The organism is Mesorhizobium sp. M0998 (assembly GCF_040318885.1).
GTDB lineage: Bacteria > Pseudomonadota > Alphaproteobacteria > Rhizobiales > Rhizobiaceae > Mesorhizobium.
This window is the reverse complement of sequence record NZ_JAMYND010000048.1, coordinates 21,182-34,283: the sequence shown is the minus strand read 5'-3', so window position 1 is coordinate 34,283 and position 13,102 is coordinate 21,182. Positions and strand designations below refer to the sequence as shown.

Annotated in this window: 7 protein-coding genes and 1 pseudogene; 4 read left to right on the top strand and 4 right to left on the bottom strand. The window is 60.5% G+C overall.

From position 1 onward, the window contains the following. Positions 1-555: 555 nt before the first annotated feature. Together NKH59_RS29050 and NKH59_RS29045 are read right to left on the bottom strand one after the other, a co-directional pair. Positions 556-1,236 carry an OmpW/AlkL family protein gene (locus tag NKH59_RS29050; RefSeq protein WP_353023800.1) on the bottom strand — a complete coding sequence of 227 codons (681 nt, stop codon included), beginning with the start codon at positions 1,234-1,236 and terminating at the stop codon, positions 556-558. Between the two features lie 168 nt (positions 1,237-1,404). After that, positions 1,405-1,803: pseudogene (locus NKH59_RS29045) on the bottom strand (hypothetical protein); the annotation flags it as partial. 1,171 nt (positions 1,804-2,974) lie between these two features. On the opposite strand from NKH59_RS29045, the gene NKH59_RS29040 reads away from it, so the two are divergent. From NKH59_RS29040 to NKH59_RS29025, 4 genes are all read left to right on the top strand, one after another. Beyond that, positions 2,975-3,166, top strand: a complete 192-nt coding sequence (locus NKH59_RS29040; RefSeq protein WP_353023798.1) for an iron-sulfur cluster assembly accessory protein — start codon at positions 2,975-2,977, stop codon at positions 3,164-3,166. A 251-nt stretch (positions 3,167-3,417) separates the two neighbouring features. After that, positions 3,418-4,680, top strand: coding sequence for a lysine N(6)-hydroxylase/L-ornithine N(5)-oxygenase family protein (locus tag NKH59_RS29035; RefSeq protein ID WP_353023796.1), 1,263 nt, complete (start codon positions 3,418-3,420; stop codon positions 4,678-4,680). Positions 4,681-5,186: 506 nt separating this feature from the next. Further along, on the top strand, positions 5,187-5,966 hold the full coding sequence (locus tag NKH59_RS29030; protein WP_352920205.1) for a phytanoyl-CoA dioxygenase family protein: 780 nt from the start codon (positions 5,187-5,189) through the stop codon (positions 5,964-5,966). Positions 5,967-6,299: 333 nt separating this feature from the next. Next, positions 6,300-8,315 carry a class I tRNA ligase family protein gene (locus NKH59_RS29025; protein WP_353023793.1) on the top strand — a complete coding sequence of 672 codons (2,016 nt, stop codon included), beginning with the start codon at positions 6,300-6,302 and terminating at the stop codon, positions 8,313-8,315. Between the two features lie 800 nt (positions 8,316-9,115). On the opposite strand, the gene NKH59_RS29020 is transcribed toward NKH59_RS29025, so the two are convergent. After that, positions 9,116-10,573 (bottom strand): NAD-dependent succinate-semialdehyde dehydrogenase, encoded by a 1,458-nt coding sequence (locus NKH59_RS29020; RefSeq protein ID WP_353023802.1) that lies wholly within the window; start codon positions 10,571-10,573, stop codon positions 9,116-9,118. A 509-nt stretch (positions 10,574-11,082) separates the two neighbouring features. Next, positions 11,083-12,501 carry a M16 family metallopeptidase gene (locus NKH59_RS29015; RefSeq protein WP_353023791.1) on the bottom strand — a complete coding sequence of 473 codons (1,419 nt, stop codon included), beginning with the start codon at positions 12,499-12,501 and terminating at the stop codon, positions 11,083-11,085. Positions 12,502-13,102 lie beyond the last annotated feature (601 nt).

The following is a 13,102-nucleotide window of genomic DNA, read 5'->3' as shown; positions in this document are numbered from 1 at the left end:
CGCCCCACACCCCCCCCGCCCCCCCCCCCCCCCACCCCCCCCCCCCCCCCCGCCCCCCCCCCCCCCCCCCCCCCCCCCCGCCCGCCCCCGCCCCCCCCCCCCCCCCCCCCCCCCCCCCCCCCCCGCACCCCGCCCCCCACAGCCCCCCCGCCGGCCCCCCCCCCCCCCCCCCCCCCCCCCGGCTGCTCATGAACCGCGCCCGGTCTTCTTCGGCAGGCTTCAGCGATCTTGCCCCGTTCGGCTTCGCGCCCCTGGCGCGGGGCAGCCTGTCGGCTGCTACTGGCAAGTACCTGGTCGGGTGCAGGCGGGGACGCCCACTCTTAACAACGGCTTCTTCAAGTATCCCCGACAATCGGCTGCTATGCGTTGGATGGTCATCGCATGAAGTTGATCAGAACATTCCGCCGATTCGGACACCTCCCCGCTCAAGGGTTACAGGCCCCACCCCTCTAATCGATCCGGGTCGACTCGCCGTGCACCGCCGGCGTGGAAAGGGCGCCCGAGGCGCCCTTCATTTCAGATCGGCTGTCAGCAGGGCCGCCTTCGCGTTGCGTATCAGAAGCGGTAGGTGACACCTGCGCCTATCAACCACGGATCGAGCGCAGCCTTCCCCGTCAGCTTCGCGCCGTCGACCGTGACGTCGAAGTCTGGCTTGAGGAAAAGCTTCTTCACGTCGAAGTTGACGCCCCAGTGCTGATCCACCATGTAGTCGAACCCGACCTGCAGCGCGGCGCCGAACGTGTTCCTAACCTTGAGAGCGTCGGCGCTGCCGACATCCTGATTATAGAATATCGTGTAATTCACGCCGGCACCAACATAGGGCTTGAAAGCGCCGAAATTGGTAACATGATACTGCAATGTGAGCGTAGGCGGCAGCAGCCAAACCTTGCCGATCTTGCCCAGCCCGCCGATCGCTCCTTGGCCCCCGAGGTTTGCATAGGTGGTGCCGAGTATGAGTTCGGCGGCGATGTTGTCCGTGAAGAAATAGGAGATATCGAGTTCCGGCGTCACCGTGTTCGAATAGGAAAGATCGGAGCCGGGCACTGCTTTGACGTAGCCCGAATCCTCAGTGACGACCCCCAACGCACGCAGCCGGATCTGCCAAGGGCTTGGCGCTTCCGTGACCGAGGCTCCCGCCTGCGGGACGCTCGCGGCTTGCGCAAGGTCCGCCGCGACGGCCTGCTGTCCCATCACGATGAGGAAAACGGCCGCTGTTACTCCCCGTGCCGCGCGCATTTGGTTTCTCGCCATGATATTCTCTCCTTGCTGTTTAGAAATGATGCACTGAACTACGAAAAGTCTTGTTCGAATGGCGTGATTGGCGGAGCGCTCATGCGCAGTTTGCGTGGGACCGCGCTCGCATTATTTGCGCCGTGCTCGCAATCATCGACCTGTACTCACTTAGAAGTAAGCGGGATAACCAACGGCCTGCAGCTTTGCGGCCGTCTTACGCGTGACCCGGGTGGGACGCGGTCGTCCCGCTTCGTGGTGGCGAGCAGGATCGGCGGATAGGCGGCAAGGGTGGTCCCGGTGCCACAGTGCGCGCGGACTTCCGGCATCTTGCCAGAAATTGTAGAGGTACGGGCCGCGGCGGGTGATCAAGCGAATCTTATCAGGACGGTCGAAGATCGCTGTCAGGGCGTCGCGGTCGCGATCGAACTGCGTTACACCGAAGTGCCCCAGGGTTCTGGCCGACTGGCTGGCGGCCCAGTCAAGTGCCCGTTCGCCTTCTACATCTTCGAGCCAAAGATAGGGATCATCGTCGGGAGCATTCAGCGTTGGGCGGAAATCGAATGCGGTCATGTCCGGCTAACCCGAAGAGTGATGTCGCCTGGAAAACAGGCGCAAAGTCTTCCGTCGGCCCGGGAAAGCTCAATTTTCGCGGCTGCGACCGCATGTTCGGCGAGCTTGATCATGGCATGATTTCTCCTCAGTCCTGGCCGCAGCGCGTTTGCTGATAGCCTTGCACGTCTCGTGCCAAACGGGAAAATCATTTCACAACAATGACATGGCTCTGATTGCGGTGTGTCTCATGTCCGACTTTGTCGAAGACCCGACAACGAGTGCAGCCGTGACCGCCTGATAGAACCTCCTGTGCGAGCTCGGTGGGCACGGCGGAATAGCAATGAAGCTCACCGCGAAACTGGCCGAGCTTCGGATCGACATCGGCGACGGGGCGATCGACGACCACTACGTCGCCGGTGTCGGGCGCGGCACAGCCTGAGGACTCCGCGGCGGCGATCATCGAATAACTGCGTTTACGACGGCTCCATCCTGGCCGACCGGTGGGCGCGCAAAAGACTGCTTTTCGGCCTCATCCCTCCGCCTGGATTGAGTCGCAGGGACCGAATGGCGTCGTGCTTTTGGACCGGCAGAGTGGTCATAACGCAATTCTCTTCCGGCTATCTTTACAGAGATTCGACAATCCAGTTGGTGAAGGTTCCAGATCGCGCAATCATTGATGCGCTCAGGTCTGGGCATGCGCCCATCCGCAATCATCTCATCAAGTCATCAAGAGCATCGATCCGACACCAACAGAGAGAATTGCTTCCTCATGAGAGAGGCGTCGCGGCGGGCATGAGATTGCGTCACTCTTCATGATCGCGGTCTCCGAGGATGTCGGGATCGGGCCAGTGCAACGGCACGATAGCGCGAGGATCTGGCAGGTCTGCAACTGCCGACCTCGATGGGAGAAGGCATATCGCGATCTGTCCGGCAGAGACACAAGGTTCTGCACTGTTCGTTCATGAAGACGTGCTGGTCTCCAAGAGAAGTATTCTGGTGCAGAAGGTGCCCGATTAGCTATTCGGAAAAAGGCGATCGACGTGCAAATCGGGCGCCGCCGTGAGGCGTCCCCCTCAATGTCGGATTTCGGACAGGATCGTAAATCCGCCAACCCATTGTTTAATAAAATTTTCTTCTCTGGCACGGCCCATGCATGGGACTCTGCGAACGCATCAGCGAGACGTCGTCCATGATCATGCGCACCGAAAATGCCGTCGCCGCAGTGAAAACCGCGCTCTCGCCTGCCATCAAGCCGCCGAAAGTCCGGCGGGTCATGATCGAGGCGGGCGATTGCGCCGGCTTCGAACACCTTAATGGGCCTGGAAAGCTATCGCGTGACGGCGACGCGGTCATCGAGGCGGGCGGAACGGATATACGTTGATGCCCCCAACCCACGTCGCCGGCATGACCCGTCGATTGTCACCGCGCTGGAATGCTCGGGTCTACATTCGACGACCCGAACGCACTGGACAAATTCTCGCAAACCCGGTCGGGACCGGGGCTCGAAACGTCCGCGAGGGGGCCCAATGGCTATGGCCGATATTCGCCGCGAACAAGCCGCCTAGTGGGAAGACTCTATAGGAGGAAGCAGTGGAGTTATCTTGCGTTGGGGTCGGTGCTGGGCCGTCTAATTTGAGCCTTGCGTGTCAGATACACGAGCAAGTTGGGCAAGGGGCACTGTTCCTCGATCGGCAGGTCGACTTCCGCTGGCATCCAGGCATCGCATTCGATTCCTCGGAGCTCCAGGTCAGCCACTTCAAGGATCTGGTCACACTGGTGAATCCGCGATCAGCCTACACTTTCGTAAACTTCCTGCACGAGAACGGGCGTTTGTACCACTTCCTGAACGCACAGTTCGAGGCTGTGTTCAGAGCTGAGTTTGAGCAGTACCTGAACTGGGCCTTCCACAGGAACCCACTTGTCCATGGCGGCGAGACCGTGCACGAAATCCGCTTTGACGGCGCGTTTCGGGTGCGGACCGATAACGCGGTTCTCGGCGCCAGAAACGTCGTGGTCGGCATTGGCAAGCAGGCGCAAATCCCGCCTCAGTTTCAGGGCTGGATTGGACGCAACCTGTTCCACTCATCTGTTTTACTGCACATCCACCCTGAGGTGCGGAGAAAGCATGTCTGCGTGGTCGGCGGAGGCCAGTCGGGAGCCGAGGTGATGTTGCATCTTGTCGGCCTGCCGAAAGAACGGCGGCCTGCCTCGATCACTTGGGTCTCGCAGCGCGAAAACTATCTGCCTCTGGACAACAGTCCGTTCACAAACGAGTTGTTCATGCCCTGCTTTTCGGATCGTTTCGCGGCGATGAGCGAGTCGCAGCGTAAGCTGCTCCTGCGGCGTTTCGTGCTTGCCTCGGACGGCATTTCGGAAAGCACGTTGCGCGCGATCTATCAGGCGCTGTACCGCCACGCATTTTTCGAGCCAAACCGATCCGACATCACACTGCGGCCGGGCTGCACCGTCTCGCACTGCATCAACGCCGGCGCGGGTCACAGGCTGACCCTGCAGCACGGCATGGTCGAGGTTGAAGAAGTCACGGCTGACATCGTCATCCTGGCCACCGGTTACGAGAACGCGGTGCCAGACTTCTTGGAACCCATCGCGCACCGGCTGGAGCAGATCGACAATGAATTAGCTATTCGCGAGGATTTTTCGGTGAGCTGGGACGGACCGCGTGACAGACGCATCTTCGTACAAAACGCGAGCCTCGGGCAGCGCGGCCTGGCCGATCCGAACTTAAGCCTGCTGGCCTGGCGCGCGCGCCGCATCCTCGATAGCCTTCTTGGGCGCGCGGCATGCGCGAACCCCGAGCATCCTGGCTTCATCAGCCATACATCGATCGAGAGCTGGCCCGCCCCCGCAGCCGAAGAAAGGGGCAGCGGGATATGACTCGTAGACTTTTGATCATCGGCGGTGGCATCCTAGGAATGATGTCCGCCTCCGCTGCGGCGAAGGCCGGAGGCTTCGCCGAAATCATCGTGACCGAACAAGCCCTTGGACCAAGCGGCGCATCGCATTATTCTGGGGGCGTGCATTTCCCCTACGGTTGTCAAGACCGTACCAGGTCGCTCACTCGAAAGAGCGCCGTGGTCTTGGCGGCCATGGCTGGGTCGGCGGTCAGCGGATGGTGCCGGCCTTTAGCGATGCCTGTCGTGGCTGGACCGGGTGAAGCGATTGATCCGGCCCAGTTTACGGAACCCCGGGACCCGGCTGAGCCTGACATAGGCAGTGTCGCGCCGAGCTTCTGCGGACAATATCCGCCGGAGCGGAACGCACTTAGCATCGCCGTCCCACATGACGTGAGTCCGTCTCCGTGGACCCGCAACTTGACCAGCGCCCGACTGCCCTAATTGGGATGTCCGACCAACCAGTCTTTCCAACAGGAGGCTTTTCGCATGTTGACTGATGCACAAAGAGAAAAGTGGCAGAAAGACGGATACGTCAGGCTTGAAAGGTTCTTCGCTCCAGCGGCTCAGAAAGATATCTCTACTTTTGTCGAAGATATGTCACGCTGGGATGTCAGCGATGATAAATGGCTCATGTGGTTCGAGAAGACGACGGACAATCGAAAGATCATCTCCAAGATCGAGAATTTTCTCGACTTCCATGATCCATTGCGTCGTTTGCTCTTAGAAGATCAGCGCATAAAGTCAGCGGTCGAGGATTTGCTTGGCGAAGATTCGCGCAGGCTCAAGGAGTTGCTGATTTTCCACTACCCCGACAGCGGCGGCTATCTCCCGCATCAGGACATTTATCACATTCCACACAAACTCCCCGACCGGATGGTCCATGCGGTGGTTGCCATAGGCATCGACGACTCCGACCCGGAAAACGGCGGGCTTTTCTTCAGCCCCGGCAACCACAAGAAGGGGGTGTTTCCCATGGATGCCGGTGGGGTGATCGATCCTCAAGTCGCCGAAATGTTCTCCTGGGAACCCGTAGTATGGAAGGCTGGCGACATCTTCATCTTCGACGATTATGCACCGCACTACTCACGACCGAACAAAAGCAATCGTTCGCGGCGGACACTCTACTTGGTGTTCCAGCGTGCTTCAACCGGTGGACCGACCCGCGCTGAATATAACGTGCTTAAGCGCGCCCTTAACCCGCCCGAGGGCAAAGTGGCCGATCTCGACAAACTCAAGCCCCCAAATGGCATTTTCTATCGCGATTGAGCTCACGCAGCCAGGCGGAGGCATGCACACGAAACTGATCGACCGCTCAAAAATGCGCGGAGAGTATGGCGTTCTGATTTGCGGGCTCGCGGAGCATCGACCGCAGCCCGTTACGACGCTTCGGCACGTGGATTGTGGAGGTGGTCGCAGGGCGGTCTTCTATGACGCCTACAGCCCGACTGGCGCCCCCCTCGTCGCCCGCCTGGCGGCCCAGAGCCGCATTATTCTGGCCGAGGCCGCCAACGGGTTGGGCTGCCGCTTCTCTGCGCAACTTGCACAAGAGGCTGGCGTTTGCAGCCGAAGATCCCACTTCAACAGCTTAGGTTCGTTGTCATGCGCAAATACACGTTTTCTCGAAAGGAACTGTCGCGGGCGTTCGGTATCGACATGGCCACGCTTGGAACGGGAAGCGCCGGCACGGGGTTTTCGTTCGGTAGGGTGGCACCGGGCGTTACATCCGAGCCCCATCGGCACGACGAAATCGAGGCCTTCGTGATCCTGTCAGGATCGGGCAAGGTCAGGACCGACCTTGGGGAAATCTCGGTCGAGGCGGGCGATGTCGTTCTGTTCCACCCTTTTGAAGCGCATGTGCTGCGCAACGACGGAAACGAAGACCTAGATTTCGTCGATGTCTACTGGCGAGACGGCGAGGCCGCCCTTGATGCCGCTGCAAAGACCACGGCTCCACGCGGGCCGATCTTCGTCTTCTCCACGCCGCCAACGCCAAATGGCGATCTGCATCTGGGGCATCTTTCTGGCCCTTATTTCGGCGCCGACGTCTATACTCGTTTCCTGCGTATGAAAGGGGTCGAGGCCTACCACCTGACAGGAAGCGACGACAACCAGAGCTACGTCGCCACTCGTGCCGACGCCGATCAATCGACGCCCGCACAAGTAGCGCGCCACTACGGGGACGAGATTCGCGCCACGCTTGCACTTCTCGATTGTGACGTCCACAGCTTCCAACCCACAATGGGCGATGACGGTTACGGCGAGTTTCAAGCCGCGTGTTTCCGCAGTCTCCTGAGCAGCACGGCGGTAGATCTGCGCCAGAGCCCTGCGCTTTTCGATGCTGTAACAGGCCACTATCTTTACGAGCCGGATGTTAGCGGCCTCTGCCCCGATTGCGGCGGCTCCGCCGGTGGCAACATCTGCGAGGAATGCGGCGCCCCAAACCTTTGCCACGACTTGGGTGCAGCCCGGTCACGGCAGTCTGCCGAGGCGCCGCTGGTCGGCTCCGTCCGACGCCCGGAACTTGTCTTGGACCGATGCTACGACAATATCGACCGGCATCTAAGGGCGTCGGGCGTCCCGCTACGGATATTGGATCTCTTCGCGCGCCTACGCCGACGCGGCAACTTTTCAGTGCCCATTACCCACCCCTCGGACTGGGGCCTGCCGGCCGAAGGGTTCCCGGGGCAAGTGATCTGGGTCTGGCCGGAAATGGCCTTCGGTTTTCTTTACAACATCCAGGCGCTCGGCCGCTTGCTGGGTCGCAACTGGAAGGCGGAGATGCCCGGCAACGACTGGCAGATTGTCCATTTCTTCGGCTTCGACAATTCTTTCTACCACGCGCTACTCTACCCCGCTCTTTACGCCGAGGTCTTCTCCCACTGGACGCCACGCATCCACTATCACGTCAACGAGTTCTACCTGCTCGACGGCAAGAAGTTCTCAACCAGCTGCCGCCATGCGGTCTGGGGCAAGGAGGTTCTGAGCCCAAAGACAGTCGACGTCGTGCGCCTCCATTTGGGCCTGACACGCCCGGAAGGTGAGCGGACGGATTTCACGCTGGACGCGCTGCGCCGCACCGAGAACGAGGTGTTCCAAGGGATCTGGCTGAACTGGCTCGATGCATTGAACCAGGAAATCAAGCAGGATTTTGGTGGCAGTGTGCCCGACGCAGGCGATTGGAGTCCGGCCGACCGCTCCTTCTTTGCTCGGATAGAGACCTATCGCGCAGCGATGGAGCGCACCTATTCGGACGAGGGCTTCTCGGTCCGGTGCGCGGCCGCGCTGGTCTGCGATTTCGTGCGCCATTGCGTGATCAACCGTCAGGCGCAAGACTATCCGGCGCCGCGACGTCTCTATCCCGCCCGCATCCGGACTTCGCTCGCGCTTCAGACGACGGCTGCTGCGATCCTGGCACAGACACTCGCCCCGCTGATGCCCCGATTCGCCAGAACGCTGGCGCGAGGCATCGACGGCGTCTCAACCGAAACATGGCCCCGGTCCGTCCAGCGCCTTGCGCCCGGGACACACTTTGATCTCGGACCCGTGTTGGTGTTCTACGCCAAATCCGGCAATCCTCATCTCAATGAGGAGGAAGCACTAAAGGTGCACCAGTGAGCGATCCCAATCTCGACCAGATCTGCGCGGCAATCAAAGCCGATGATGCCAAATATCTTTACTCGCTGTCACTGGCGACCGAAGCCGCCATCAGACGGTAGAGACCAGATTGGCGGACCTGAATCAAGGCATCGTCGACACCCTGGCCCGCGCCTTCGAGGACCGCTCGGCCAATCGCTTCCCAGCCCTTGCTGTTTCATGCCGCAAATGCCGTGTGGCTCGACTGCGCTGACCAACCTCTTCGTCATCGCGGTATTTCCGTCCTCCAGCCGGTCAAGACTGTCATGCGGTTCGAGGCGCTTGGTCAACCTGGCGCGCCCTGGATCGTGAGCCGATCACCGGAAATGTCGAATGCGAATGCCTGCCTGATGGTATCTTCGATTCTGTCCTGGCGCGGCAGTCGGCCGAAGAACAACTGAGCTACTGACAATCGGAAGGTAGCAGGTTCAAAATTCTGCCCCAGAAACCGGATATTGCGCACAACCAGCGTTCACGATCGCGATGGTGCACTAGCTTCCAACCAGACCCGCGCAAAGACAGCCCGTCGCCTGAAGATAGTCGGCGAGGGCCGCCAAATCCCTCGCAAGCGTATCCTCCGTCACATGCACGCCGTCTTCGCCGACAATGCAGACGCTTGTCTCGTCGAGAGATAAGTCCAACCAGGGTGCTCCTTCAGGATTGCGTGTTTGCTCGGGTACGGAGCCGCCCCTCAGTTCCCCATCGAGGAGCGATCCTACAATTCACATATTTGGAGATCGCTCGCTAGGTTACCCGGTCTGTGAACCCTGCAAGCCGAAAATTCAGATGCCGCCCATGCAGAGATATTTCATTTCTAGGTAGTCCTCGAGGCCATGGCGGGATCCCTCCCGCCCGATGCCGGACTGTTTTATCCCACCGAACGGCGCCGCTTCTGAAGACATCCGGCCGGTATTTACCCCGACCATTCCATATTCCAAGGCCTCGGCCACACGCCAGACACGCTTCAGGTTGGAGGCATAAAAGTAGGCCGCGAGGCCGTAGATCGTGTCGTTGGCCTCACGCACGACCTGATCCGCATCTTTGAAGCGAATAATCGGTGCCAACGGTCCGAATGTCTCTTCTTGCGCGACGGTCATCTCGCTGGAGACACCGGTCAGGACTGTCGGTTGGAAAAACGTGCCATTCGTGCCGATGCGTTTGCCCCCGCATCGAATTGCGCCGCCTTTGGCGACGGCATCGGCAATATGGGATTCGATCTTGGCCAAAGCGTGCTTGTCGATGAGCGGTCCGATGTCCACTCCGGGAGCGAAACCGTCATCAACTTGAAGTTGGCGAGCCCGTTGCACGAATTTCTCGACGAACTCGTCGTGAACGCCCGACTGGACGTAAAGGCGGTTCGCCGAAACGCAGGTCTGGCCGGCATTGCGGAACTTCGCCTGGATCGCACCGTCAACCGCGGCATCGATATCGGCATCATCGAAGACGATGAAAGGTGCATTGCCGCCGAGCTCAAGGCTGACTTTTTTGATCTGGTCCGAGCACTGGCGCATGAGAAGGCGCCCGATCTCAGTCGACCCGGTGAAGCTAATCTTGCGGACCTTGGGATTGGTACAAAGTTCGCGGCCGACCGCGTCACCTTCGGACGCATAGATCAGGTTGACGACGCCTTCGGGAAAGCCAGCCTGATGGGCGAGGGCGAACATTGCTCCCGCCACGAGCGGCGTCTGTTCAGCGGGCTTGAGGACGATCGTGCAGCCCGCCGCCAAGGCTGGCGAGATTTTGCGCGCCACCATCGAGGCCGGGAAATTCCATGGCGTTATCGTGCCAACAACTCCGATGGGCTGCTTGATTACCAGCATTCGGCGGTCCATCGATGGTGCGGAGATCGTCTCGCCATAGACGCGATTGGCCTCCTCGGCGTACCATTGCAGATACGCCGCAGCATGCGATATCTCCGACTTGGCTTCGGCAAGCGGCTTGCCCATCTCCGCGGTGAGAATCGCGGCGAGATCGTCGGCGTGGTCGATGATCAACTGATGCCATCGCCATAGAACGTCGCTGCGCTCACGTGCGGTCAACCCTGCCCATCCAGGCTGCGCGACATAGGCCTTGTCGATGGCAGCGCATGTCTCCTCGACACCCATGTCGGGTAGTTCTGCCAGCACTTCGCCAGTCGACGGGTTGAGGACTTCGAATGTCCGCTCGCTAATCCGCGTGCCAAGTGCCGGCAGGCGATCAATGGGTCCAAACAGGTCGGGGGATCTCAGGTGACGGATCATCGGCAGGCACAGGGGCAATACCGGATTCCTCCTCAACGCAGCAGGTATATATAGCAGGTGCGGTGTGTACTCCGCGACGTCCGGGTTCCTTATAGGGCCTCGGCCAGACAGCTGGTAGACCACGGTACCCAACCGGAAAGGGAGAATACCTGAATAGGCTAAAAGATGTCTCGCGGTTCTACTAGTCGAACGATTGAACAACGGACATCGGCGTCGCCAGCCGCGCGGAGTGGATGCTGGTGGCCTGCGCCTACAATCTGCGGACCACGAATCGGCGATCCTATCGACTCGAAGAGAGGCTGGCCTGAGGAGGAGCGCACCCCAATAATGACGCCTGAACCGGCAAATGCCTGGCAAGGCCCGCGAAAACCGCTCCTCGCGGCTTTAAACAGATCCCGTTTACCCGGCGAGCGCCCGCAAGATGAGAAAGAGGATGGAGAGGAACAGGGTGGCGAAGGCGCGCCGAGGGAAGACCGGCCGGCGCATTTGCATGGGGATGGATCTCATCATCAATTCCCCGCCTGTTGCTGCGGCAAAAGATAGCCTGTCGTCGAATGGTCGAGCACCAGATAACGCGCGGCGACCGCCTTGACCTCGTCGGTGGTGACCTTGCGGACGCGGTCCGGCCTCTCGAGCACGTCCTTCACATTGCCACCGGTGGTGAGCGTCTTGCCATAAATGTTGGCGATGTGGTCCAGCTCGTCGTGCGCAAATATCACCGAGCGGATATAGCGGTCTTTGGCCTTGTCCAGCTCGTCGCTGGTGACGCCATCCTTGGCGATCCGGGCGACTTCGGCAACGGCCGCCGCTTCGAGATCGACGAGCTTTGCATCGCCGCGCGGCGAGCCGGAGATGGTGAAATTGGTGTCATCTAGCATGGTGCCCTGGAAGGAGGCGCCGGCCGCCGAGGCTATGCCTTGCTTGACGACAAGCTCCTGATATAGCCGGCTGCGGTTACCGCCGCCGAGGATCTCGGCCAGCAGGTCGAGCGCCTCGGCCTCGCCGGGCTCTGCCGTATGATAGGACGGCACCACCCATTGAGTGGAAAAGCTCGGCACCGAAACGCGCGCATCGGTCAGCGTCACTGTGCGCCTGGTGTTCTGCTCCGGCTCGACCGGGCGGTTGCGCGGGGGCAGGTCCGGCCCGCGCACAACCTTGCCATAGGTCTTCTCGGCCAGCGCCTTCACCGTCTCCGGCTCTACGTCGCCGGCCACCACCAGCACGGCGTTGTTCGGTCGGTAGTATTTGTTGTAGATGGTGAATGCGTCGGTTTTCAGCTTCTCCATCTCCTGCATCCAGCCGATGACCGGAATGCGGTAGGGCTGGTTCTCCCGCAACGTCGCGTTGACCTCCTCGTCCAGCAGAGCCTGCGGGTTCGTCTCTCTGCGCCAACGGCGCTCCTCCAGGATCACGTCGCGCTCGGTCTTGATATCATCGTCGTTGAGGATGAGGTTGAACATGCGATCGGCCTCGAAGCCCATCATCTCACCCAACGCCGAGGGCGCCACCGTCTCGACGAAGGTGGTGTAGTCATAGGCGGTGAAGGCGTTGTTGTAGCCGCCGATGGCTGAGACGGCTCGGTCGAACTCGCCGGCGGCGTGGTTGGTCGTCGCCTTGAACATCAGATGCTTGAGGATATGGGCAAGGCCTGATTTGCCGGGTGGCTCGTCGGCGCTGCCGATCTTGTACCAGACCATATGAGTGACGATCGGCGCGCGGTGATCGGGGATGACGACCACTTCCATGCCGTTGTCGAGCAGGAAATCCGTCACCTTGCCGCCGGCGGTGGCGGCCAGAGCCGGAGCGGTCGTCACCAGGGCCAGCGCGGTGGCAATGAACGCGTTGCGCAGCCAGGCGGACGATCGATGGCTCCGGTTGTGGTGGCTGGTCGAAAGGCAAGGTTCGAGGCAAAGTGATTTGTTCCTCATTTTGATGAAGGCGCTGCGTCCCCGTCTCCCCCCGTGGGAGGATCGGCGGGCAGCGCCGAGGCAGATGAATAAGCTCTTCAGGGTGCCAGGCCTTACTCGAGCCTCATCTTTGGATGCACTCAGGAGACCTGCGGCGGTATTTCTTGGTGAGGTGATCATGGGACGGATTCTCCTTGGTCCGCGACGCCTTGCGGATGACCAAGCATGCACCGTGCCAGATCAGAAACCGTTCGAGGCATGTGGACAAATCAGGCTCTGCCATGCTGCGCATCCGACATTGTCGGACATCGGACAGGGCCGAACGCGACGCGCGCGCGGCTGAGGATCTTCTTCGTTCGGAAGACGATTGGGCGCGCTGCCGGGGGAGGGGTATAGGATGCGCTTCGAATGGCCGCTGCACTGACGGTGAGAATGGAGATGTTGGTCGCCCCAGCGGAACCCTGTTCTCGACAGCCAGACCGGGTCGATGCTGAACGGCAGAGGCGTGAGCAGCGTAGCGAACTCGAGCGCGGGGCCTGCTCGCGCGCGAAGACGGATCTGATCAAAGATCGGCGAGTTGGGCGATATCCGCGAGGCGCTGGAAAACGAAGATCGTAGGACT

Bases quoted from the DNA above. Each gene is read 5' to 3' on its own strand.
- NKH59_RS29050 (WP_353023800.1), bottom strand. From the start codon at position 1,236: ATGCGCGCGGCACGGGGAGTAACAGCGGCCGTTTTCCTCATCGTGATG.
- NKH59_RS29040 (WP_353023798.1), top strand. From the start codon at position 2,975: ATGATCATGCGCACCGAAAATGCCGTCGCCGCAGTGAAAACCGCGCTC.
- NKH59_RS29030 (WP_352920205.1), top strand. From the start codon at position 5,187: ATGTTGACTGATGCACAAAGAGAAAAGTGGCAGAAAGACGGATACGTC.
- NKH59_RS29025 (WP_353023793.1), top strand. From the start codon at position 6,300: ATGCGCAAATACACGTTTTCTCGAAAGGAACTGTCGCGGGCGTTCGGT.
- NKH59_RS29020 (WP_353023802.1), bottom strand. From the start codon at position 10,573: ATGATCCGTCACCTGAGATCCCCCGACCTGTTTGGACCCATTGATCGC.
- NKH59_RS29015 (WP_353023791.1), bottom strand. From the start codon at position 12,501: ATGAGGAACAAATCACTTTGCCTCGAACCTTGCCTTTCGACCAGCCAC.